The organism is Demequina sp. NBRC 110051 (assembly GCF_002090055.1).
GTDB lineage: Bacteria > Actinomycetota > Actinomycetes > Actinomycetales > Demequinaceae > Demequina.
In genome coordinates this window covers 137,438-159,698 of the sequence record NZ_BBRH01000009.1, presented here as the reverse complement: position 1 = coordinate 159,698, position 22,261 = coordinate 137,438, and the positions used below count along the sequence as shown (strand labels likewise).

Here is a 22,261-nt window from a genome sequence, read left to right as displayed (position 1 = left end):
CCCGCTAGCGAGTGAGGCTCCACCCCGCCCACGCGGCCGCGACGCCGAGGACGCCGGTGACGGCCAGGTACAGCAGCGCACGCCGGCGCTCGCTGGCCTCCCACAGGTGGGCGGCATCGACGGCAAGCGTCGAGAACGTCGACAGGCCGCCACCCAGACCGGATCCGAGCACGAGCATCACGCCGGCAGGGGCGTCGGTGAGTCCAGCAAGCGCGCCCACGAGTGCAGAGGCGACCGTATTCGCGGTGATGGTGTGCCACGCGAGGGTGCCTGCGGTGACGCGCTGGGCCAGAAGGTAGCGCAGCACTGCACCGAGGCCGCAGCCGACCATCGCGCCGGCGTACAGGGCGACGCTCATGCGGGGGCCTTCGCACGGGCGACCGCCCACCGGCGGCCTGCGACGGCCGCGACGACCGCAACCGTCATGGTCGCGATCAGCAGCGCCAACGACGCCGTGGGGCCCGCATCGGACGTCCATTCGAGCGCGGCGATCGAGGAGAAGGTCGTGAAGCCGCCCAGCATGCCGGTGCCCACGAGCGGCCACCACCACCGCGCGCCGCGCACGGCGATGTAGCCGTCGATCGCGCCCAGCGCCGCAGAGCCCACCACGTTGATGACGACGAGGTCCCACGGCAGGGCGCCCAATGGCGGCACGGCGGCGTCGAGCGCGAGCCTCACCCCACCGCCCAGCATGCCTCCCACGAAGACGAGGAAGACGGGGTGGCGCAGGGTCACCGAGCGGCCAGCCAGGCGTCGGCGTCGGCGAGTTCCGCCTTGATGCCCTCCAGCACAGCGTTGTGGACGGCCTTCGCGATGATGGCGCCGAAGAGCGGCACCTTGACGGACACGGAGCCGTCGACGGCGAAGATCGATCCGTCGCCGTCCGGCGCGACGTCGAGGCGGCCCGAGGCGTGCCCCGGCGCACCCATGATCTCGACGGCGAACGTCGCGTGCCTGCTGTCTCCGCCGGGGGCCTGCCATGCCTCCGTGTATTTCACGGTGAGCGTCGAGCCCACGAACCCGCGAAACTCTTGCGGAATGGTCGTGGACGGGATGGTGCGCCTGATCGACACGGAAAAGGCCTCGTCCGGGCCTCCCGTGACAATCGCGCCACCGTCGTGAGCGCCGCCGGTGGCTCCGCGCAGGTGCGCGAATGACTCGTCCGCCAACATCGCGATGACCTCGTCGACGCTCGCGTCGAACCGGTGCCTGTGTGTGATGTCCATGCGTGCCCTTCGACGGTGTGACCCAGGCTACCGCGACCGTCGGCGCCGCCTAGGCTAGGGGAGTGGCGACGCTCAGAGAGACGGCAGAAAAGTACGGCCCCCTGTCCGAGGCCGAGGCGGAGTGGCTTGCGCTGCTCACCGCCGACTGGCAAATCATCGCGGACCTGTCGTTCGCGGATCTCGTGATGTGGCGCAAGGTCGAGGACGGCTTTGTCGCCGTCGCCCAGTGTCGACCGTCCACCGGCCCCACGGTGCACCAGGACGACGTGGTGGGCACCATGGCCGCCGCCGGGCGAGTCGCTCACTTGCAGCGCGCCCTCGACGAGGGTGGCATCACCGCCTCTCGCGAGCCGCGCTGGGACGAGACCTACGCCGTGCGCGAGGACGCCCTGCCGATCGTCATGGACGGCAAGCCCGTAGGCGTCCTCACCCGTGAGGTCTCGCAGGCGGTGTCGCGCTCCTCGAGCAGGCTCGAGCTGAACTACAAGGGGGCGGCGGACGACCTCCTTCACATGATTACCAGGGGAGAGTTCCCCAGGCAGATGTCGGTGACCGGCTCGCGACGCGGCGCTCCGCGTGTGGGCGACGGCGTGCTGCGGCTCGATGCCGCCGGCCACGTCACCTACGCGAGCCCCAATGCGCTGTCGTGCTTTCACCGGCTGGGTGTGACGGGTTCGCTGATGAACAGGTCGCTGCCGCGAGTGACGAGCGAACTGGTCACCGACAAGGGTCACATCGACGAGACCCTTGCGATGGTCGTGATGGGCCGCGCGCCCTGGCGCGCCGATGTCGAGGCCAACGGCGCAACGCTGTCGCTTCGCGCCATTCCGGTCACCGAATACGGCGAGCGCATCGGCGCCGTGCTGCTGTGCCGCGACGTGTCCGAACTTCGCCGGCGTGAGCGTGAGCTCATCACCAAGGACGCGACCATTCGCGAGATTCACCACCGCGTGAAGAACAACCTGCAGACCGTCGCCGCGTTGTTGAGGCTACAGTCGCGCCGCGTCCAGGCCCCCGAGGCCAAGGAGGCACTCGCGGAGGCCATGCGCCGCGTGTCCACCATCGCGCTAGTGCACGAGACGCTGTCGGGCACCCTCGACGAGCTCGTCAACTTCGACGACCTCGCCGGACGGTCCATGAGGATGGCGGCCGAGGTTGCCTCGCCCGGCGTGCAGGTGAAGCTCTTGCGCGAGGGTGACTTTGGGCTGATTCCGGCCCAGTACGCGTCGTCCCTGGCGCTCGTGATGACCGAACTTGTCACCAACGCGGTCGAGCACGGCTTCGAGGGGCGCGAGCACGGGATCATCACCGTGACGGCGGAGCGCACCGACGAGTCGCGGCTGAGGGTGGTCATCGCGGATGACGGCAAGGGCCTCAGCGCGGAACCATCGGGCCTGGGGTCCCAGATTGTGCGCACGCTCGTCGAGAACGAACTGGGAGGCGAGATCGTGTGGCGCCGTACCGAGACGGGATCCGCGGTCGACGTCCACGTCCAGGTGGGCGAGTAGTCGGCCGGACATACGACGAGGGCCCGCAGCGTCTGCTGCGGGCCCTCGTCGTAGAAGTGCTGGGTTACTTGGCTGCGCGGCGCGCGCGGGCGGCGCGGCGCTTGAGCGAGCGGCGCTCGTCCTCGGACAGACCGCCCCACACGCCGGAGTCCTGGTTGTGTTCCATGGCCCATTGCAGGCAGGTGTCACGGACCTCACACGTGGTGCAGACCGTCTTGGCCTTCTCGATCTGCACGAGTGCGGGTCCGGTGTTGCCGACCGGGAAGAACAGCTCCGGGTCGTCGACGTCAAGGCATGCTGCGCGGTCGCGCCAGTCCATCAGGACCTCCTAGGGTTGTGGAGGCGCGACAAAACCCCGGAAGGGTGAGGGGGTTCATGCCGCTGCCATCGCGAAATGTCACTGTTTCAAGTTTCCCATTGTTAACAACAGATGACAAGACCCCATTTTGTGTGATGGGTCACGTGTGTTGCGGTAGCTAGGGTAGGCGCCATGATCTCCCGCAGCACCGTTAACCGTGTCGCCCCGCGGGCCGTAGCGGCCGCCTTGGTGGCGCTCGAGGCGCTCGCGCTCGTCGTCGGTGCTCTCGCGTACGCGTGGCACGGTGTCGCTGGCTCGGACGATCCGGCGTTGACGTGGTCCCTCGTGGCGATGCTCGCGGTCCTCGCGGCACCCCTTGCTGCTGCGGCAGCCGCCGTCGCGCGAGGGCGCAGGTGGGGCCGAAGCTACGGGATCATGTGGCAGGTGCTGCAGGTGGCCGCCGGCTGGTACTTGCTTGAGGTGTCATCGGCCGGGGGCATCGCCACCGTGGCCGTGGCCCTTGCGGCGGGAGCCGCCCTGGTGATCGACACCAGGCGCGACCCCCAGCTCTAGGTTCAGTTGCACCGCTGCCGCATGGCGCGCGGCAATCACCACCACCCGGCCCGGCACGGGCGACGGGTCCACGGTCCCGGCGTGGTCGAGCGCGGCCAGCAGGCGCACCGCGCGCGGCGTGGGCTCGGTGAGCACCACCACGTCTGCCCCAGCCGCGAGTGTGGGGGAGTCGGCCTCGTGGGCATGTGCACCGATGGAGCTGGCGACGGCCCGGCGGACGGCGCCCGGTGGGCCCACCACGCACACCGTGCCGCCCGGCGCCGCCCAAGGACTCGCCGCGTCCCCTCCCACACCCCAAGCGTCACGCGGCGCCCTCGTGGGGAGCGGCTGCGCGAGCGCCTTCCCCTCGACCCGCCCCGGCGAGAACGCGAGTTGGGCCTCGCTCGCGATGTCGTCACGCATCACCCACGCGCGCCCGGGGGCGGCGCCGGACGGCTCGTCGCGCGGGACTGACCAGGCGGCCGCCTGGGCGGGCGAGCACTGCATCATGACCGCGATCAGCCGAGCGCCGCGCGCGAGGCGTGTGGGGGCATGCGGGGACAGCGCGAGCACCGTGGGCCGGCCGGCTGCGATGCGCTCCAGGAGTGCCTCAGCGGCCGCGCCGTCGTCGACCGTCGACAGGAGAGCGAGCGCCGGGCCGGCGTCCTCGACGATCAGCAGATGGCGAGGGTCGGTGGCCAGATGCAGCGTGCGGGCCGCTTCGCGAGGGTCTGCGGGTAGCGTCACCGGGCGAAAGCCGAGAGTGGTGGCGCCGATCGCGGCCGCCCGCATGGCTCCGGCGCGCGCGGCGCCAGGCGGACCCACCACGACGAAGGCACCCTCATGGGGGTGCCAGCGCACCGGCGCCACGCGGCGCTCGCGCGGGTGGTCGGCCAGAGCGATCACCACGCCCGCGCGAGGGTCGGCAGCATGGACGGCGGCGACATCCGGGGCAAACGATGATGGCAGCGGCGGCTGCCACAGGGCCATCGGAGGCGGGTGTCCCCTCCACCGGCGACTCGCGGCGTCGGCGAGTGAGGCTCCGGGATCGGGGGTGTGACCGACTGCGACGACCGCGGGAGATGGCGTGGCGAGCGCCCTGGCAGTCTGCAGCGGCGTCAGTGCCTGCCCGCGTGCCAGGATCGCCCGCCCAGGGCGATCCCGCGGCAAGGACGCCGCGTCCGCGCGGCCCAGGAGGTCGCGCGATTCGGCGTCCGACGCGACGCGCAGGGCGAGCGTGGCCCCGACGTTGGCTCGTACCGCAGGTGTGACGGCACCCGAGGGGCGCTGGGTCGCCATGACGAGGTGGAGACCCAGCGAGCGGCCCTGCGCGGCGAGCCGTGCCATGTCGGCGACGAAGTCGGGCGCCAGCGAGGCGATCTCCTGATACTCGTCGACGACCACGAGGAGGCGAGGGGGAGCGTCGCCGAGGGCCTCCCACTGCTGCCACGACGTGACGTCGCGTTCCGCCAGCGCGCGCTTGCGCGAGTGCAGTTCCTCCGCGAGCCCCGTCAGGGCCCGGTGCGCGAGTGCGCCGTCAAGGTCGGTCAGGGTCGCGCAGACGTGAGGCAAGCCCAGGCATCCGGCGAGGCCTGCTCCGCCCTTGAAGTCGATCAACGCGATCGCGAGGTCGGCGGGCGGATGCGCGACCGCGAGCCCCGTCACCAGAGTCTCGAGCGCGACCGACTTGCCCGAGCCCGTGGTGCCTGCGACGAGCACGTGAGGGCCGTCACGGTCCAGATCGAGCTCGACGGGGCCGTCCGCACCTGTGCCGAGCGTCACGGTGAGTGCGCGCGCAGCGCCGCGTGTGAGTGGCCGGTCGCCGTCCGGCAGTGCGTCGACGTCTCCCCAGCGCACCGCCGCAGGCAGGCCGTCCGTCGGGGCCGTCGCAGCGAGGCGCCGCGCGGCGGCCTCCGCGGCGTCCCGATGCACCGCCAGCGGAAGGCGGTGGCGCGACGAAGTCCCCACGCGTTCGGTAACGCCGCGGGATCCGACGTCCACGGTGGCATCGGCCCATGACGGCGGCTCCTCTCCTGGACCGAGCAGAGCCACACGATCGTCCGCGCTGCCCGGGGAAAGCCATCGCATCCACGGCTCCCGCGTGACGCCCGCGAGCACACGGCCGCGGTCGAGCGCGACGGCCCTCGCGTACGCGGCCGGCCACCCTCCCGTGCCCCGGATGGCGATCCGGCCGGCCGGGGTGCGGGCCGCATCCGCACCGGGCTCGCGTTCCGCACGGGCCCGCCCCTGCCGGGCGCTCGCGACAAGCGCGGGAACCGACGTGGCCACTGCCACGGCCAGGACGCACGCGGCGATCCACCATCGCCCCGTCACGGATCCCAGCACGATGGCACTCATCACTGCCCCCGCCGCCATCGTGAGCGGCACTCGGGGGCGTGTGGGCGAGGCGGGAGTGCGCGGTGGCGCCCCATGAATAGTCAGCTCGGAGCGGCCCAGCCTCAGCCGAGGAGGATCGGCTCTGAGCGCGCGGCGCGGGCCGGGGCCATTGGTGGAGCCTAGGTCGCTCACCCTGGCGCGTGACTCGTAGGTGAGCCGCGCGTGCGCGGCGGACAGCGCGGGGTCGGACACCACGAGGTCTGCGGGGTGCGCACGGCCCACCACCACGCCGTCGTCGGCCAGGCGCACGGTCGCCCCCGCGTCGGGGCCACGGGTGACCTCGACATAGACGTCCCCTGGACGCACGGTCGACCCCGCGGCGTCCCGGATGAGCTTCGCGCCGTGAAGGAGCGGCGCGATGCCTGCGGGGTGGTCGGGGGCGAGCCGCACGTCGCCGCACCACAGCGACTCGACGCCCCACGCCTCAGCGATGGAGCGTGCCGGGGTGCCCGGGCGCACCTCGAAGTCCGCGTCGTGGCTGTCGGAAATCCTCACCGGGCCAGGGTGGGTGCACGCCCGCTCGCGCGGGCTCACGAAGGCGCAGCCTGGGGAAAACCTCGCTATGGAGCAGTGGCTGTGGGAACTGCGGACATGGGCGCGACCTCGCCCGACTCCTCGCCCACTCCCGCGTACCAGGTGTAGGTCCGCACGGACACCGTGCGAGGAACCCCCTCGAGCGTGTACGTCGAGTGGCGCACCTGCGAGGACAGTACGGGCGTGGGGGTTTCGGTCCACGGGACGTCGTCGATCGCCCGGGTGAGCACGACCGGCTGCTCGCCCCACGCATCGGCCATCTCGGAGATCTGCGCCGCCGTGGGAGGCGCGAGCGCCAACACCACCGGGGTGTCACAGACGGTGCGGAGCCCCCCGAAGAGTTCTGAGGTGCCGACGAGGACCACGGGGCGGTCCTCCACCCGCGCGCACAGGTCGTCGATCATGTCGCGCGCGCCGATCATCTCGCGCGTGGTGACGTTGACGGCGGTCGACAGCGGGAACTCGGCGGTGGTCTGCACGGACACCCAGGTCGTCAGCGGCAGCCCGATCATCGCGACGGCCGCCACGCGGCGCGCGATCACCCGGGCCTGCCGAGCGCGCAGGAGCGACGCCAGCCACCAGGCGGCAGCGGCGGCGAGCAGCAGGAGCCCTGGAAGAGTGACGGGCTCGAAGCGTCGAATCGCCCAGATCTGGTCGGGCACGATGTTGGGCTTCCACAGGTACAGCACCGTGGGCGCGATGACGGATCCCACCATCACCGCCCACGGGGCATCGCGGCGCACCATGCGCATGGTCGCCCAGCCCAGCCCGACGATCCCGAGGATCACCAGGGGCCACGTGAGGTAGTACGACAGCCACGTGACGGTGGACTCCGCGTAGGTGCGGGTGCCGTCGACCGGTAGGCCCTGGGCCCGTTGAAAGCTCTCGACCACGCCGTTGACGAAGTCTTGGGACGACGTGGAGGTGCCGCGGCGCACCGTGGTCCACAGGGGACGCGAGGCGAATAGCGCCATGACGGCGATCACGGCGCCCCCGAGCACCCACGCCCCGCGTGCCCCCAGGCGATCCGAGAGTCCTACGAGCCACGCGTCGCCGCGGGCGCGCTCGGTCCACGACAGCGACCACAGCAGCACCGCGACGGTGAGGACGAGGTAGGCGGCGAGGAGGGCCACGGCCTCCTCGGCCAGGCGCATGAAGTAGGCGTTGCTCCAGATCGCGACGGAGGCGTAGCCGGCCATCAGTGCCACAGCCGCGGCGACAGTGAACACCCTGAGTGCCCGCCGGCGCCACAGCCGCGGCGCGTCGAGGACCGCGAGCGCGATCGCCACGCCCGCCACCGTTCCCATCGCCCCCGAGCCGCCGTCGATACGCACGAAGGTCGTGGCGCCCGCGGCGATGCCTCCCACTGCCATGAGCGCCGTGGAGCGTTCGGTGAGCCCCCGCCACGCGTAGAGGATGCCGGCGATCGCGAGCAGGAGTGCCAGGGGCTCGGTATAGGCCGGGCGCGACAGGCCGATGTGCGACACCGTGAGCGCGAGCGCGCCGGCGGGGGCGAGCGCGGCAACGGGCGACAGGAACCGCCTGGCGAGGGCGAAGGTCGCGAGGATGCCCGCCGCTCCGATCACCACGTTGGCGGCAAGCACCCCCGTGTCGCCCGCGAACCACCCGCCCACGGCGATGGTGGCCGGCAGCATCTTGGCGCCTTGCGGCTGGATCATGTCGCCGTTCAGGTTCCACGCCTCGGACGCATCCGCGAGGAAGCTGGAACTCACCGCGGCGGCCTCGGCCGCTCCGGCCACAGGAATGTCCGTCGAGGGGTGGTCCACGAGCCACAGCCCCGACAGGGTCAGGAAGCCGGGGTCGCGCACCACGAGCATGTACTCGGCGGCCATCGCGATGTTCCACACGGTCCACGCGGCCGTGCCCGCCACGGCCACCAGCCCGGCGAGGGCGTCGCGGGGGTGCTCCAGCCGGGGCGCGAGCGGCCGCCACGCCACCGCCGCAAGCGCCGCTGCCAGCGGCAGGACGGTCCACCATTCGTGCAGGCCCAGCGTGACCATCGTGCCCGCCGTGAGCGCGACGGCGACAACAATGAGAACGAGGCGTTCGGGGGCTGCGGCGAGGGCGGCGCCCAGGCGACCGTCGAGACGGCCCGGCGCGACGGTCGTGGTCACGATTGCCCAGCGTACCGGCGGCCCCGAGCCCCGCGGCAAGGCGCCGCCGAGGCAACGCCGAGGCCGTGGCGAGTTGCTGCCAAGCCCGCGACGCCGCCAACCCAGCCACGGCATCGGCCACCCGCCCGCGGGTGTCGTTGCGTCCACGCGCGCGCCGGGTATCGTGTCCTCATGACGCGAATTGTCTTGGTCGAAGATGACCCGACCATTTCAGAACCCTTGACCCGCGCTTTGGGTCGCGAGGGGTACGACGTGGAATGGCACGGGACGGGTATGGGAGGAGTAGGTGCGGCGGATGACGCGGACCTGGTGATCCTTGACCTGGGGCTGCCCGACATCGACGGTGTCGACGTCGCACGCCGCATCCGTGACAAGGGGCTGCAGGTGCCCATCCTCATGCTGACCGCGCGCGCGGACGAGGTGGACCTGGTGGTCGGGCTTGACGCGGGCGCGGACGACTACGTCACCAAGCCGTTCCGCCTGGCCGAGCTCCTCGCGCGCGTGCGCGCGCTGCTGCGCCGCCGCCTGGTGGGTGACGCCAACGGCGAGCTGGCCGTGGCCGGCGTCCGCGTGGACGTCGCGGGTCACCGTGCGTTCCTCGACGACAAGGAGCTGCAGCTGTCGGGCAAGGAATTCGACCTGCTGCACCTGCTGGTGGCGAATGCGGGCTCGGTGGTCTCGCGCGACACCCTCATGCGCGAGGTGTGGGACGCGGACTCCTCGGCCCCGTCGAAGACGCTCGACATGCACGTGTCGTGGCTGCGCCGCAAGCTGGGCGATGACGCCGCCTCGCCGCGCTTCATCACGACGGTGCGTGGCATGGGCTTCCGCTTCGAGAACGACGAGTAGTCCCGCATGCGCCGCCGCGTGCTGCGCGCCACCATCGCGGCCCTGACGGTCGCGGTCATCTTGCTGGGCATCCCCCTCGCGGTGGTCGCCGCGCAGATCGTGAAAGAGGACGCCCTGCGCGACCTCGACCTGCGCACCACCACGGCCGCGCGGGCACTCGAGGTGCGCTTCCGTGCGGGCGAGACCATCACCGAGGACGTGCTGGGCTCGTACGTGTCGGATGCGACGAACGCTCCCAGCTACATCTACGTCCAGCTGCCCGACGGCTCCGAGATGACCGCGGGCGTCGAGCCCACGCGGTCCTTCTCGGACAGCCATGTCACGGACGACGGCCTGGTGGTCGTCATGTACATGGACTGGTGGGACGTGTTCTGGATCACGGCGCAGTTCGTCGCGCTCGTGCTGGGTCTGGGCGTGATCGCCGTGGCGGCAGGGCTCGCGATGGCGCGATGGCAGGCCAACCGGCTCACGGCTCCGCTGGTGTACCTCGCGGCCTCGGCCGAGCAGCTGGGCACGGGTCAGGTGCGCCCCCGGCTCGAGAAGACCGGCATCGAGGAGATCGACCTCGTGGCCGAGGAACTCTCACGCAGCGCCGACCGCATGGCGGCTCGCCTGGCGACGGAACGACAGTTTGCGGCCGATGCGTCACATCAGCTCCGTACTCCGCTGACCGCCCTCACCATGCGGCTTGAGGAGATCGCGGCCCTGTCGACCCAGGACGAGGTGCGCGAGGAGGCCGAGAAGTCGCTCGAGCAGGTGGAGCGGCTGGTGGGCGTGGTGGACGAACTGCTGGGCCGCTCGCGCCGCGCGCTCGGATCGGGCACGGAGCTGGTGGTGTTGGAGCAGGTCTTCGAACAGCAGCGCGAGGAGTGGACCCAGGCGTTTCGCGCCGCGGGGCGCGGCCTGGAGATTCACGAGACGGGTGCGACCGTCTTCGCGACCCCCGGCGGCCTCGCGCAGGTGCTCGCGACGCTCATCGAGAACTCGTTGCATCACGGCGGCGGCACCACCACCGTGGCGGCCCGCGAATCGGGCGCGAACCACGCGATCGTCATCGAGGTGCGCGACGAGGGCGCCGGCGTTCCCGAGGAGTTGGCTCCTCGGATCTTCGAGCGCGAGGTGACCTCGGGCCGGGGCACGGGCCTGGGTCTCGCACTTGCGCGCGATCTGGTGACCGCCGATGGTGGCCGCCTGGAGCTCGCGCAGCGCGTGCCCGCGGCGTTTGCGGTCTTCCTGCAGGGCGTGCCGCCCATGGTCGATCTCGAGACCGTCATCCCGCACGGTCGTACGGGCGGGGCGCGGCGGCGCCGCTAGCGCCGGCCGTCCTTACTGTTCCGGCGGCCCGTCGAGGCCGGCCGCGGGGTCGAGTGCAGCATCGGCCGCCGACACCTCCGACGAGAACACGAAGAGCGAGAAGCCCGCGTAGCGGGCGATCGTGCCCAGGCCGATTCCCAGGATCGAGGCGATGTTGTCGGCGAGCGCGGAGGTGAAGCCGAGCCCGTGGTGGCTGACCGCGACCACACCGGCCTCGAGGAGGAGGGCGACGCCGTTGATCGCCGCGAACAGCGTCAGCTCGGCCCACGGGCGGTGACGGCTGGGTCCGCGGAACGTCCACCCGCGGTGCGCAACCCACGCGAACAGGATCGACACCAGGGTCGCGACGATCTTCGCGGTCACCACGCGGTCGTCGTCGCCGGCCACCTCGCTGTCGGGCGCGAGGGGACCCAGGCGCAGCAGGTTGAAGACGCCGAGGTTCACCACGATGCCCGCGATCCCGACCGCGCCAAAGCGCAGGATCTCGGCGCCCCTGGCGCGGATACGGGAGAGCAGCGTCACGAGCGTCGAGCCTAGCGCCGGGTAGGGTGCAGCCATGACTTCCCCCATCGTCGCCGTGATCGGCGGAGGCCAGCTCGCGCGCATGATGGCGCCTGCCGCGACGGCCCTCGGCGTGACCCTGAGGGTCCTCGTCGAATCGGACTCCGCCGCGGCCGCGGCGCCCGCCCACGAGACCGTCGTGGGCCTGCCCGCCGACCCCGATGCCATCGCGCGGCTGCTCGCCGCTCCGACCCCCGCAGTCGTGACGTTTGAGCACGAGCACATCCCCGCCGAGGTCTTCGAGGCCTGTGAGGCCGCGGGCGTGCCCGTGCGTCCTGGTCTCGACGCGCTGCACTTCGCGCAGGACAAGATCGCGATGCGCGAGCGCATGGACCAGTTGGGACTTCCCAACCCCGCGTGGGCCGAGGCGCGCAGTGACGAGGACGTCGCCGCCTTCCTCGATGCTCACGGCGGGGAAGCGATCCTCAAGACCGCTCGTGGCGGCTACGACGGCAAGGGCGTGATGGTGGTGCGCTCGGTAGCCGACGCTCACGCGTGGCTCGAGGCCGCCGCCGAGGGAGGGCCGCGCCTGCTGCTCGAGGCCAAGGTGCCGTTCACGCGCGAGCTCGCGATCCAGATCGCGCGGCGCCCCTCGGGCGAGGCCCGCACGTGGCCCGTGGTCGAGTCGATTCAGCGCGACGGCGTGTGCTCCGAGGTGACGGCGCCCGCGCCGGGCCTCGATCCCGCGCTTGCGGTCGAGGCCGAACGCATCGCCACGGTGATTGCGACCGAGCTGGACGTCACGGGCGCGCTCGCCGTCGAGCTGTTCGAGACCGCCGAGGGAATCCTCATCAACGAACTCGCCATGCGCCCGCACAACTCTGGCCACTGGAGCATGGACGGCGCGGTCACTGGACAGTTCGAGCAGCACCTGCGCGCGGTGCTCGACCTGCCCTTGGGCGACACGCGCCCCACCCAGCCGTGGACCGTGATGGCGAACGTGTTGGGTGGTCGCCGCGGCGACCTGGAGTCGGCGTTGGCCGAGGTGTCCGACCCCGCCGCCAAGATTCACCTGTATGGCAAGGACGTGCGCCCGGGCCGCAAGGTGGGACACGTGAATCTCTCGGGCGCCGAGCGCGCCGAGACCTATGAGCGGGCGGTGGCAGCGGCGGCCGTCGTGCGGGACGGAGCACCAGCATGAGTGACCCCATCGTCGGCATCGTCATGGGATCCGACTCGGACTGGCCCACCATGGTGGCCGCGGCCGAGGCTCTCGACGAGTTCGCGATTCCCTATGAGAAGGACGTGGTCTCCGCGCACCGCATGCCGGAGGAGATGATCGCGTACGGCCGTGACGCCGAGTCGCGCGGGCTGCGCGCCATCATCGCGGGCGCGGGAGGAGCGGCGCACCTGCCGGGCATGCTCGCATCGGTGACCACCCTGCCGGTCATCGGCGTGCCGGTGGCGCTCAAGCACCTGGACGGCATGGACTCGCTCCTCAGCATCGTCCAGATGCCCGCCGGCGTCCCCGTCGCGACCGTCTCGATCGGCGGCGCGCGCAACGCTGGTCTCTTGGCCGCGCGAATCCTTGGCGCCGCGCCCGGGCCCGAGGGGGAGGCCCTGCGTGCGCGCATGCGTGATTTCCAGGCGAACCTGCGCGACGTCGCCTATGCCAAGGGCGAGGCGCTGCGCCGCCAGTAGGACGGCGACAGACGAGGAGGGCCCCGGACGCTCGGCGGCGTGCGGGGCCCTCCTCATGTCCTGGACTGCCGGGACCTACTCCGGGATCACGCAGCCCTCGAGGATCTCCTCCTGCGTCTCGCGCAGGGGAGAGGGGCTCACGGACGGCGTGGGGGTGGTGGCGGTCTCGGACGGGGTCGCGCTGGGCTCGGCCGAGGCGGTGGCGTCCGGCGAGGCCGTGACGGACGGTTCGGCCGACGGCTCCGCGGTCGGGTTCTCGACCGTGGGGTCGGTCGACTCGATCGGGACGTCGTCGATGATGGCTTGCCACATCGCCGTCGCCTCCGGCTCTGTCCACACCACGTCGCCCTGACCGTCGCCGGGGTAGTGCCACGGCACGGTGTAGAAGTTCAGGTTGCTCGTCTCGAAGTTCCGCAGCGAGTACGCGAGGCCGATGATGTTGTTCAGCGAGCCCATCTCGGAGTCCATGGACAGCGACTCGGCGCCGGCACGCACAAACTGCGTGAGCTCGGACACGTCGGTGAGGTAGTTCATGCCGAGCACCTTGCGGGCGGTGTTGGTCAGCAGCTCCTGCTGGCGCTCGATGCGCGCAAGATCCGTACCGTCGCCGCCCAGGCCAGTGCCGGTGCGGGCGCGGGCGAACGCGAGGGCCGTCTCTCCGTCGAGGACCTGCGCGCCGGCCTCGAGGTCGAGTTTGGCCTTCTTGGACGTCATGTCTTGGGTGATGCACATGGGCACGCCCTTGATGGCGTCGACCATGTCCTCGAAGCCGGAGAAGTCGACCATGACGAAGTGGCCGCCCAGGTCGACGCCCGTGAGGTCCATGATGGTCTGCATCACGCATGCGGCGCCCTCGCCGCGGTCGCCGTTCTTGCCGCCGTTGGCCAGAGCGACATTGAACTTCGCGGTCCAGCCCTTCACGACGGAGCCGTCGTACATCTTGCAGTCGGAGATCTTCACGCGCGAGTCGCGGGGGATCGACACGACGTCTATACGTGAGCGGTCGGCGCTGATGTGCATGACCATGGTGGTGTCGCCGCGCATGCCGCCCGCAACGTCGCCGCCGATCTCGGCGTTCTCGCCGTTGCGCTCGTCGGTGCCGATCAGCACGATGTTGAGCGGCTCGCCCGCGGCGAAGTCGTTGGGGGAGTCGCCGACGACGGCGGTCTCTCCCTCGCCGCTGGCCAGCAGCGAGCTGGTGTCGTGCGTCTCGAAGGAGCCCTGCAGTAGGAGGGCGGAGGTGCCGCCGTAGACGAGGGCGAATCCCGCGAGGGCCGCGACGCCGCTCGCGAGGCCGACCAATACGCGCCGATGCGCGGTGCGGGCGCCGTGGCGCGCGCGTGACCTCGTGGGTGCTGGGCTCACGGGGTAGTCCTCCTCGGATGCTGGTGGCGCGGTGGCGGCACGCGACGCTAACGCGCGGGACCGGCCTCGGGTTCCGCGCACGCTTCGCATGCCGCAGCGCCGGTGCTACGCCACCATTATCGGCATAGACAACGACTCACATGAACATCCGGCTACTCGGGGATCACGCACGAGTCCAGAATGTCCTGCTCGCTCTCGCGCACGGGCGACGCACTGGGGTCGGGCTCGGCGGGCTCGGACGCCTCGGGCGAGGCCGTGGCGGAGGCCGACGGCGACGCGGATCCGGACGCCGTGGGGGACGGGGAAGCGGTGACGGCGGGCTCGTCGGCAAGCGACGAAATGGGCACGTCGTCGACGAGGGCCTGCCACATCTCGGACGCGTCCGGCTCGGTCCACAGGACGTCCGAGGTGCCATCCTCGGGATAGTGCCAGGGAACGGTGTAAAAGTTCAGATTCGCCGTGTCGAAGGAGCGCAGGCTATAGGCCAGCCCCACCGCATTGCGAGCGTTGGCCAGCTCCGTGTCGAGCGTGAGGGAGTCGAGCGCGGCGCGCAGGAACGCGTTGAGGTCGGTGGCGTTGGTGAGGAGGTTCATGCCGAGCACCTTGCGGGCCATGTTGGTGAGCAGCTCCTGTTGACGTTCGATGCGCGCGAGGTCGGTGCCGTCGCCGCCCAAGCCGGTGCCGGTGCGGGCGCGGGCGAAGGCGAGGGCCGTCTCGCCGTCGAGGACCTGGGCGCCCGCCTCGAGGTCGAGGTTGGCCTTGTCCGAGCTCATGTCCTGGGAGATGCACATGGGGATCCCGCCGATCGCGTCCACCATGTCCTCGAAGCCCACGAAGTCGACGAGCGCGAAGTGGCCGTTGAATTGCACCCCCGTGAGCTCCGTGATGGTCTTCATCACGCACGCCGCACCCTCACCCCGATCGCCGTAGCGGCCTCCCGAGCTCAGCGCCTCGTTGAACTTCCCCGTCCAGCCGGGCTTTGAGGTGCCGTCGTAGTACTCGCAGTCGGCGATGCGGACGCGAGAGTCGCGCGGGATGGAGACGACATCGATGAAGGACCGATCGGCGCTGATGTGCATGACCATGGTGGTGTCGCCGCGCATGCCCGAGACGTCGTCCGATGCCACGGAGGAGTTGTCGCCCTCGCGCGAGTCGATGCCGATGAGCGCGATGTTGATGGCCTGGCCACCGGCGAAGTCCGTGGGGATGTCGGCGGCATCGGGGTCGTCGCCGCCGCCGGCGATGTCGCGCACATCCGCGGTGTCGGTCGAGCTCAATGCGAGCGCCGTATACGACAGCGGGCCCACGATCGCGAGGGCCAGGACGACCGCGACCGCGGTGACGACCCACGTGGCCGTGCCGTACCGGGACGCCGAGGCGCCGTGCTGGGCCACGCCCTGTTGGTCGTGGGGCATCGGTGCCTCCGCTCGCGCTCGCTGTGATGAATTGCCAGGTGCTTCGCACCAGGTGCTTCGCACCAGGTGCTTCGCACTCTATCTCGCCGCGCCCTGCTCCGGCCGGTTGGCGTCGCCGATGGCGGGCTACGCTTCACGGTGTGATCGACCTGCCTCCCCTCACCGCCGCCCCTCCCGTCAGCGTGGTGATGCCGGTGCGCGACGAAGCCGCGCATCTGCGAGATAGCGTGCGAGCCATCCTCGCCAGTGGTTATCGGGGCGAGGTCGAGGTGGTGATTGCCGTGGCGCCCTCCACCGATGCGACGGCCCAGGTGGCGACCGCGCTCGCGGACGACCCGCGCATCACCGTCGTGGACAACCCGAGCGGGCGCACCCCTGATGGCCTCAACGCCGCGATCGCCGCCGCTCGTCATGACGTGATCGTCCGCATGGACGGCCACGCTCACATGCCACGCGGCTACATCGACCTCGCGGTCGACGCCCTGCGCACCACGCGAGCGGCGAACGTGGGCGGGCGCATGGTGCCGCAGGGCGAGGGGGCGTTCCAGCGGGCGGTCGCGGTCGCGATGTCCTCGGTCTGGGGTCTCGGCGGAGCGGGTCACCGCCAGGGCGGCACCTCGGGCCGTGCCGACTCTGTCTACCTGGGCTCGTTCAGGCGCGCGGCACTCGACGACGTGGGCGGATACGACTCCCACTACGTCCGCGCGCAGGACTGGGAACTGAATTACCGTCTGCGTGACGCGGGCTACACGGTGTGGTTTGTGCCGCAGATGCAGGTGCCGTACTTCCCGCGCGCGTCGTGGCGGGACCTCGCGCGCCAGTTCTGGCGCACCGGCCAGTGGCGCCGGGAAGTGGTGCGCCGTCACCCACAGACGCGCTCGGCCCGCTACCTCGCCGCACCGGCGGTCGTTGTGGCGGTCGGAGGTGGGCTCGTGGTGGGACTCGTGGGGTGGGCAGCCTCCCTTGCCGCACTGACCTGGTTCCTCGCGCTTCCCCTCGCCTACCTTGTCGGGGTGCTCGGGGCATCGGCCCTCCTCGCGCCGCGCGCCGGCACGGACGCCGCGCTCCGCATGCCGTTGGTGCTCGCTACCATGCATCTGGCCTGGGGCGGCGGATTCTTGCGCGGTGTTCGCTAAGTTCGACTTGACGCATGAGGATTACACGGGTGTAATTCCTACAACGCAGATTCACTTTCTGCGTTGAAATCGGAGGGAAGCCTATGTGGAATATCTACGAAGGCGCAGTGCCCTCGGACGCGGGCAAGCCGTCGCCGACCCTCGCGTCGGTGGTGGACATCTTCGACGGTGTCGAGGATGACGGCCCCCTGGCATGGCAAGAGCGCGCGCTGTGCGCCCAGACGGATCCCGAGGCTTTCTTCCCCGAAAAGGGCGGATCGACTCGCGAGGCCAAGAAGGTGTGTGCGTCGTGCGACGTGCGCTCCGAGTGCCTCGACTATGCGCTTGAGCACGACGAGCGCTTTGGAATCTGGGGCGGGCTGTCGGAGCGTGAGCGGCGCAAACTCAAGCGCCGCGCCGTCTAGCAGGCCGGTCCGCGTGGGAAGGGTATGAGCCTGGCGCGCCTCACGGTGCGTGCGGTGGTGGTGAGCGACGGCCAATCGGGCCGCCTCGCCGCGGTGCTCGACGCCCTAGCCGCCCAGGATCCCGCTCCCGACCACGTCGACGTGGTCCTTGCTCCCGACGCCCCCGACGTCGTCGCCCCAGCGTCGCTGCGCGCGACCCTCATCCGCGCGGACATCACGAACTTTTCCCACGGTGTCGACACCGCCGTCGCCGCCTCCCCTGGTCAGGCCGGAGAGATGTTGTGGCTGCTCCACGACGACTCCGCGCCCCTGCCGGGCGCGCTGGCCGCGCTCACCGCGACCGCACGCAAGCGCCACCGCGCCGAGGTCATCGGAGCGGCGCAGGTGCGCTGGGACGACCCCAGCCGCCTGGTGAGCCTGGGCACCACGACCACCCGCACGGGCGCTCGCCGCGTCACCTTGGTCGACGAGGATGACGTCAATCAGGGCCAGTACGACGCGCGTGACGACGTGCTCGCCGTCTCGATGGCGGGGGCGCTCGTCAGGCGCGAGACCTGGCACCGGCTCGAGGGGCTCGACCCCGCGTATCGCGGTTGGGGCGACAGCCTCGACTTCTGCCGCCGGGTGTGGCGCTCGGGCGGCGACGTGGTCGTGGTGCCGCGCGCCCGTATCCGTCATGCACAAGAGAGCCTCTACGCGATGAGGGGCGGGCGCGAGGGGTCGCGGCGCGACACCTACGTCGAGCGCCGCGGCGCCGAGTGGTTCCACGCGCTCGTCTACGCCCCGTGGTGGGCGGTGCCGTTCTTGGTGATCGCCGCGCTCGCGTCCTCGCTGTGGCGTGCCGTGACCCGTGTGGTCCGCAACGACGCGCGGATGACGGCGGCGGAGCTCGCCGTGCCCGCGCGTGTGGTGGCGTCGTTGGGGCGGTTGTTCGGAGCGCGGCGCAGGCTCACGTCGAGTGCCGGCAGGGGCCGGCGCGCCCGCGCCGCCGAGGCGGCGCTGCTGGCCACCCCGCGCCAGGTCCGCCATGACGTCAGAGTGCGCCAGTGGGGCGAGTACGACACGTGGCGGGCGGCATCGGCCCCCTCGGACGTGGTGCGCGGCGAACTCGAACTGTCGCGGCGCCGTATGCGTCGCGCGCTCGCGGCCACCGCGGTGCTGCTCGCGGCGGCCGCCGCCGTCCTCCATGGTGACTGGATCCTGGGGATTCTGCGTGGCCAGATGCTCGTGGGAGATGCCCTTGGAGTGACCGATGCCGCCCTGGGAGACCTCTGGGATCGCGGCGTGGGCGGCTGGAGTGAGCAGGGGCTGGGAGCGCCCGCGATCGACGGGGGCCTCACTGCGCTGCTCGTCCCGCTGGCTCTGGTGCCGGGCGGCCTCGCCGTGGGGCTCGGCCTGCTGCTGGCCCTCGCGCCGCTGTGGGCGGGCCTCGCCGCGTGGGCCACCGCGGGCGCCGTCACCCGATCGGTGACCTTCCGTGTGCTCGCGGCGCTCGTCTACGGCCTGCTGCCACCCTTCATCGTCGCCGTGGGAGACGGCCGGCTCGGCGGGGTCCTTGTCCACATCCTGCTCCCGCTTGCCCTGCTGGGGATTCTCCGCGCGGGCGGCTGGCACCGCGGCGAACGGGTGGGAGCGGGGGAGCACTTCCCCGCGCACCCTCCGCGCTCGTCGAGCGCCGGCATGGCCGGAGCGGTCGCCCTCGCACTGTGCGTGATCGCGTCGCCACTCCTCATGATTTCCGCCCTGGTCGGTCTCGCCGTCCTTGCCGGCGTCTCTCCCGGCCGCCGCGGGACCTTCGTGGCTATCGGCGTGCCGACCCTCGTCGTGGGTCTGCCCGGGGTGATCGCCGCGGTGTCGCAGGGCGTCGCCACCGCGGACGCGTGGTCCGTGATCGCCCGCGAGCCGGGCCCCTCGGCGCCGTCCGATCGCTCCGTGTTCGACCTCGTGCTGAGCCCATGGGACGGCATCGACGGGGTGCCCTCCCTCATCGCGACCGTGGCGGCAGCGCTGGTGCCGGTGGTGCTGGTGGCGGCCGCGCTCGCCGTGCTGGGCGGGCGTCGCTGGAAACTCTCGCTCGCCGGCATCGCGATGGTCGCCACCGGTGTGGCCGTGGCCGTGGCGCAGGCGGCCACGGTGCTATCGCCCGATGCAGGCGCTGGCACCGGCGCGGCCAACGGCTGGGCGGGACCCGGGCTGACAGTGGCCGCGTTGGGTGTACTTCTCGCGACCGGGGCAGGGCTTGACGGTGCCTGGCTCGTGGGGCGCGGTGCGACGCGCGTCGCGGTCCGCGTGGGAGCCGCATCCATGACCCTCGCCGTGGCGGTCGGCGTGGTCGGCTACGGCGCTGCGCTTGCCTGGCCCGGCCGCGAGGATGCCGCCACCGTCGCGCTGTCCTCCCGCGATGTCGTCCCCCTCGTCGCGGCGCTCGAGCAGGAGCCGCCCGCCAGGCAGCGCGTCCTGGTGCTCGAAGAAGGCGGCGAGCAGGACGGCGACGCCCCAGGCGAGGTGACCGCGGCGGTGCTCGCGTACGACGGCACCGACATCGTCTCGACTGCGGGAGAGCTGGTCTCGGGAGACCGCGCTGCCGCCCGCACGTCTGGCGACGCGGTCGTGGGCCTCGCCACGCTCGACGACGCCGTGGCCAGGCTCCTGGGCGGCGAGTCCGGAGCCGGACAGGAACTCGCCCAGTGGGGCATCGGCGTCGTGGTCGCGGTGCCCGGATCGGCCTCCCTCGAGGACTCCCTCGCGCAGGCCGGCGACCTCGCCCTCTTGGGCTCGTCGGACCGCGGCACCTCGTGGCGGATCCTGAGCGACACCGGAACCGTCGCGCGGGCATGGCTCGACACCGACGGCGGCGCCGAGCCTCTCGCGATGGGGCGCTCGGGCGGCGGCGTGGACGTGGGCTCGGGCGGGACCGCCATCGTCGCGGTCGCCGACGACGAGGCGTGGACGGCGACGCTCGACGGTGAGCCCTTGGTCAGTGTCGAGGACGAGCTCGGCCGGGTCGCCTTCGAGGTCCCCCGCGCCGGCTACCTGCACGTCGAGTACGACGACACCACGCACCGTGTGTGGTGGTGGCTCGGTGCCGCCACCCTCGTCTGGGCCGCGCTGGGCGCGGTGCCCCTACGAGCGCGCGGCTTCAAGGAGGCGCGCGCATGAGGCTGACCCGCCTGATTCCCGCCGCTGCCACCGCGGCCCTCGTCGCCGCCGTGAGCGTGGCCAGCCTCCCCGGCCCGGCCGCCGAGGTGCCGGCCGTGACCCGAGACATCTCGGTCGCCCCCACCCCGCTACCGCTGGCGTGCCCGGGCCCGCTCGAGGTGCCCGTGGGTGACATCGACACCGGCGACTCCGACCTGGACGCGGGATCCGACGACCGGACGTTCTGGTCCGCACCCGAGGGCGACGCGCTCGGTGAGGGCAACGCGGTCGCGGGCGCGTGGGGCACTCAGGTGGAGCGCGTGGGTGGCGGCGACATCGCGGGCCTCGCCGGCACAGCCTGTAGCGCGCCGTCCCAGGACCAGTGGCTGGTGGCCGGCGCCACGTCGCTGGGTGCGAGCGCGCGGCTCGTGCTGTCGAATACCTCCGACGCGTCGGTGCGAGCCCACGTGACCCTGCACGGCCCCGTCGGCGTGATCGACGAGGCGATCGTGGTGTCCGTCGCTCCCCACTCCCAGCAGTCGCTGCTGCTCGAGGGCATCGAGGCCGAGATCCCCGCGCTCGCCGTCCACGTCGTCGCCGGGGGAGTGGGAGTCGGCGCCGCGCTTCAAGATTCGCGCCTCAACGGCTTTGTCGCCGCAGGCACCGAGTGGGCCGCGCCCACGCATACCGGCACGGACCTCATCGTGCCCATTGCCGGTCCCGTGACGGCCGATGCGCCCGGCACCCTCCGTCTCGTGGCGCCTGACGGCGCCGACGTCACGCTGAGCCTGTGGGGCTCCGACGGCGAACGCGGATGGCTGGGCGAGGACGTCGTGACGGTGGAGGCCGGCGCCGTCACGGACCTCGCTCTACCCGCCGGCGACCTTCAGGCGGTCCGCATTGAGGCCGATGCGCCCGTTGCCGCCGCGGCGTCCGTCACCGTCGCGCGTGACGCCCCCGCCGACACGGGCGTCGCCTACGCGCTCGACCAGGCCTGGACCGAGGCGCAGGCGGCAACCTCGGACGAGCGCGCCGTCGTGGTCCCTGGCGGAGAGCTCAGCATCGTCGCGGCGGCGACCGAGTCCACCCGGCTGACACTGACCGACGCCGACGGAGCGGTGGTGGTCGACGAGCCGCTGAGCGCGGGCACCGTCCGGCGTGTCGAGGTGGAGGCGGAGCCCGGCTCGGTACTCATCGGAACGGGCCCCGCGGCGTGGGCCCTCACCGTGGCCGACGGCGAGGCGGGGTTCCTCACGACCCTGTCGCCGACCCCCACGTCCGTCCCGGACAGGCTCGTGACGATCGCGCCGGGAACCTACGTCGGCAGCCCGTAATCGGGGTCGATGTCGTCGGGGGAGCGTCCCACCAGGTGCGCCACGTGCTCTGCGATAAGGTCGCGCACCAGCGCCGCTCGCTCCGCACCGTCGGCCCTCAGCTCCACCGGCCGGCGATACAGCACGATGCGCGCCGGCTGGCCGAGGTCTGCGGGGAAGAGCCGGCCCAGCGGTACCCCCGTCTCCCACGGCGTGGGCTCCGATGCGGGGACATCCTCGGTGCCGAACTCGACGCGTCCCCACTCGCGCGCCCACCGGCCCTCGAGCCGCTCGACGGCATCGCGCACGAGGTCGTCGAACTGCTCGGCGCGCGTGGTCCACGCCGGGACGTCGTACGGCAGCAGCGGCGAACGCAAACCCCGATCATGACGGTCGCGACGTCCCATGGGGCCGAGGCTACCGGCAGCCACGGCGTGGCAGGAACCGGCGGGCCCGATGCGGGGGTAGCGTCCCG

Annotated in this window: 20 protein-coding genes; 10 read left to right on the top strand and 10 right to left on the bottom strand. The window is 71.8% G+C overall.

The annotated features are described in order from the left end of the window. Positions 1-4 precede the first annotated feature (4 nt). Genes B7K20_RS04505 through B7K20_RS04495 form a run of 3 tightly spaced genes read right to left on the bottom strand, consistent with a single transcriptional unit; the run spans position 5 to position 1,226 of the window. On the bottom strand, positions 5-358 hold the full coding sequence (locus B7K20_RS04505) for a CrcB family protein (protein ID WP_159449320.1): 354 nt from the start codon (positions 356-358) through the stop codon (positions 5-7). After that, on the bottom strand, positions 355-735 hold the full coding sequence (locus tag B7K20_RS04500; RefSeq protein ID WP_084100974.1) for a CrcB family protein: 381 nt from the start codon (positions 733-735) through the stop codon (positions 355-357). Before B7K20_RS04500 ends, B7K20_RS04505 begins: the two co-directional genes overlap by 4 nt. Continuing rightward, complete coding sequence (locus B7K20_RS04495) at positions 732-1,226, bottom strand: DUF2505 domain-containing protein (RefSeq protein WP_084100972.1); 495 nt, start codon at positions 1,224-1,226, stop codon at positions 732-734. Before B7K20_RS04495 ends, B7K20_RS04500 begins: the two co-directional genes overlap by 4 nt. 62 nt (positions 1,227-1,288) lie before the next feature. Here B7K20_RS04495 and B7K20_RS04490 point away from each other — a divergent pair, with 62 nt between their 5' ends. Further along, entirely contained in the window at positions 1,289-2,734 is a 1,446-nt protein-coding gene (locus tag B7K20_RS04490) for a sensor histidine kinase (RefSeq protein ID WP_084100970.1), read from the top strand. A 64-nt stretch (positions 2,735-2,798) separates the two neighbouring features. Here the strand turns inward: B7K20_RS04490 and B7K20_RS04485 are convergent, their stop codons facing one another. Further along, positions 2,799-3,053, bottom strand: a complete 255-nt coding sequence (locus tag B7K20_RS04485; RefSeq protein ID WP_084077148.1) for a WhiB family transcriptional regulator — start codon at positions 3,051-3,053, stop codon at positions 2,799-2,801. Between the two features lie 171 nt (positions 3,054-3,224). On the opposite strand from B7K20_RS04485, the gene B7K20_RS12845 reads away from it, so the two are divergent. After that, entirely contained in the window at positions 3,225-3,605 is a 381-nt protein-coding gene (locus B7K20_RS12845; protein WP_144018530.1) for a hypothetical protein, read from the top strand. Here the strand turns inward: B7K20_RS12845 and B7K20_RS04480 are convergent. Beyond that, complete coding sequence (locus B7K20_RS04480; protein WP_159449319.1) at positions 3,516-6,476, bottom strand: FHA domain-containing protein; 2,961 nt, start codon at positions 6,474-6,476, stop codon at positions 3,516-3,518. The genes B7K20_RS12845 and B7K20_RS04480 overlap by 90 nt on opposite strands. A 65-nt stretch (positions 6,477-6,541) precedes the next feature. Next, a complete protein-coding gene (locus B7K20_RS13045) occupies positions 6,542-8,650 on the bottom strand; it encodes a hypothetical protein (protein WP_159449318.1) in 2,109 nt (702 codons plus the stop codon). A gap of 171 nt (positions 8,651-8,821) precedes the next feature. Here B7K20_RS13045 and B7K20_RS04475 point away from each other — a divergent pair, with 171 nt between their 5' ends. Beyond that, positions 8,822-9,499: a response regulator transcription factor gene (locus tag B7K20_RS04475; RefSeq protein WP_084100966.1), complete on the top strand. Its 678-nt coding sequence runs from the start codon at positions 8,822-8,824 to the stop codon at positions 9,497-9,499. A gap of 6 nt (positions 9,500-9,505) precedes the next feature. Next, complete coding sequence (locus tag B7K20_RS04470; RefSeq protein WP_084100964.1) at positions 9,506-10,813, top strand: HAMP domain-containing sensor histidine kinase; 1,308 nt, start codon at positions 9,506-9,508, stop codon at positions 10,811-10,813. Between the two features lie 12 nt (positions 10,814-10,825). On the opposite strand, the gene B7K20_RS04465 is transcribed toward B7K20_RS04470, so the two are convergent. Next, positions 10,826-11,371, bottom strand: coding sequence for a GtrA family protein (locus B7K20_RS04465; protein ID WP_159449317.1), 546 nt, complete (start codon positions 11,369-11,371; stop codon positions 10,826-10,828). Here B7K20_RS04465 and B7K20_RS04460 point away from each other — a divergent pair. After that, entirely contained in the window at positions 11,370-12,515 is a 1,146-nt protein-coding gene (locus tag B7K20_RS04460) for a 5-(carboxyamino)imidazole ribonucleotide synthase (protein ID WP_084100960.1), read from the top strand. The two genes, B7K20_RS04465 and B7K20_RS04460, sit on opposite strands and share 2 nt — an antisense overlap. Further along, positions 12,512-13,015, top strand: coding sequence for a 5-(carboxyamino)imidazole ribonucleotide mutase (gene purE / locus B7K20_RS04455; RefSeq protein WP_084100958.1), 504 nt, complete (start codon positions 12,512-12,514; stop codon positions 13,013-13,015). Before B7K20_RS04460 ends, purE begins: the two co-directional genes overlap by 4 nt. Before the next feature lie 75 nt (positions 13,016-13,090). Here the strand turns inward: purE and B7K20_RS04450 are convergent, their stop codons facing one another. Both B7K20_RS04450 and B7K20_RS04445 read right to left on the bottom strand, forming a co-directional pair. Continuing rightward, entirely contained in the window at positions 13,091-14,380 is a 1,290-nt protein-coding gene (locus tag B7K20_RS04450; RefSeq protein ID WP_144018529.1) for an LCP family protein, read from the bottom strand. Positions 14,381-14,532: 152 nt separating this feature from the next. Beyond that, positions 14,533-15,795, bottom strand: coding sequence for an LCP family protein (locus B7K20_RS04445; RefSeq protein WP_084100955.1), 1,263 nt, complete (start codon positions 15,793-15,795; stop codon positions 14,533-14,535). A gap of 140 nt (positions 15,796-15,935) precedes the next feature. Here B7K20_RS04445 and B7K20_RS04440 point away from each other — a divergent pair, with 140 nt between their 5' ends. The 4 genes from B7K20_RS04440 (at position 15,936) to B7K20_RS04425 (ending at position 21,807) form a co-directional block, all read left to right on the top strand. Beyond that, positions 15,936-16,931 (top strand): glycosyltransferase family 2 protein, encoded by a 996-nt coding sequence (locus tag B7K20_RS04440; RefSeq protein WP_234985713.1) that lies wholly within the window; start codon positions 15,936-15,938, stop codon positions 16,929-16,931. Between the two features lie 83 nt (positions 16,932-17,014). Further along, complete coding sequence (locus B7K20_RS04435; RefSeq protein WP_084100954.1) at positions 17,015-17,335, top strand: WhiB family transcriptional regulator; 321 nt, start codon at positions 17,015-17,017, stop codon at positions 17,333-17,335. Between the two features lie 24 nt (positions 17,336-17,359). Then, positions 17,360-20,494, top strand: a complete 3,135-nt coding sequence (locus B7K20_RS04430; RefSeq protein WP_084100952.1) for a glycosyltransferase — start codon at positions 17,360-17,362, stop codon at positions 20,492-20,494. Then, positions 20,491-21,807 carry a DUF5719 family protein gene (locus B7K20_RS04425; protein ID WP_084100950.1) on the top strand — a complete coding sequence of 439 codons (1,317 nt, stop codon included), beginning with the start codon at positions 20,491-20,493 and terminating at the stop codon, positions 21,805-21,807. Before B7K20_RS04430 ends, B7K20_RS04425 begins: the two co-directional genes overlap by 4 nt. Here B7K20_RS04425 and B7K20_RS04420 read toward each other — a convergent pair. Beyond that, the gene (locus tag B7K20_RS04420; protein ID WP_084100948.1) at positions 21,789-22,193 is read right to left on the bottom strand and encodes a metallopeptidase family protein; all 405 of its coding nucleotides are present in this window, start codon (positions 22,191-22,193) and stop codon (positions 21,789-21,791) included. The genes B7K20_RS04425 and B7K20_RS04420 overlap by 19 nt on opposite strands. Positions 22,194-22,261: the final 68 nt, after the last annotated feature.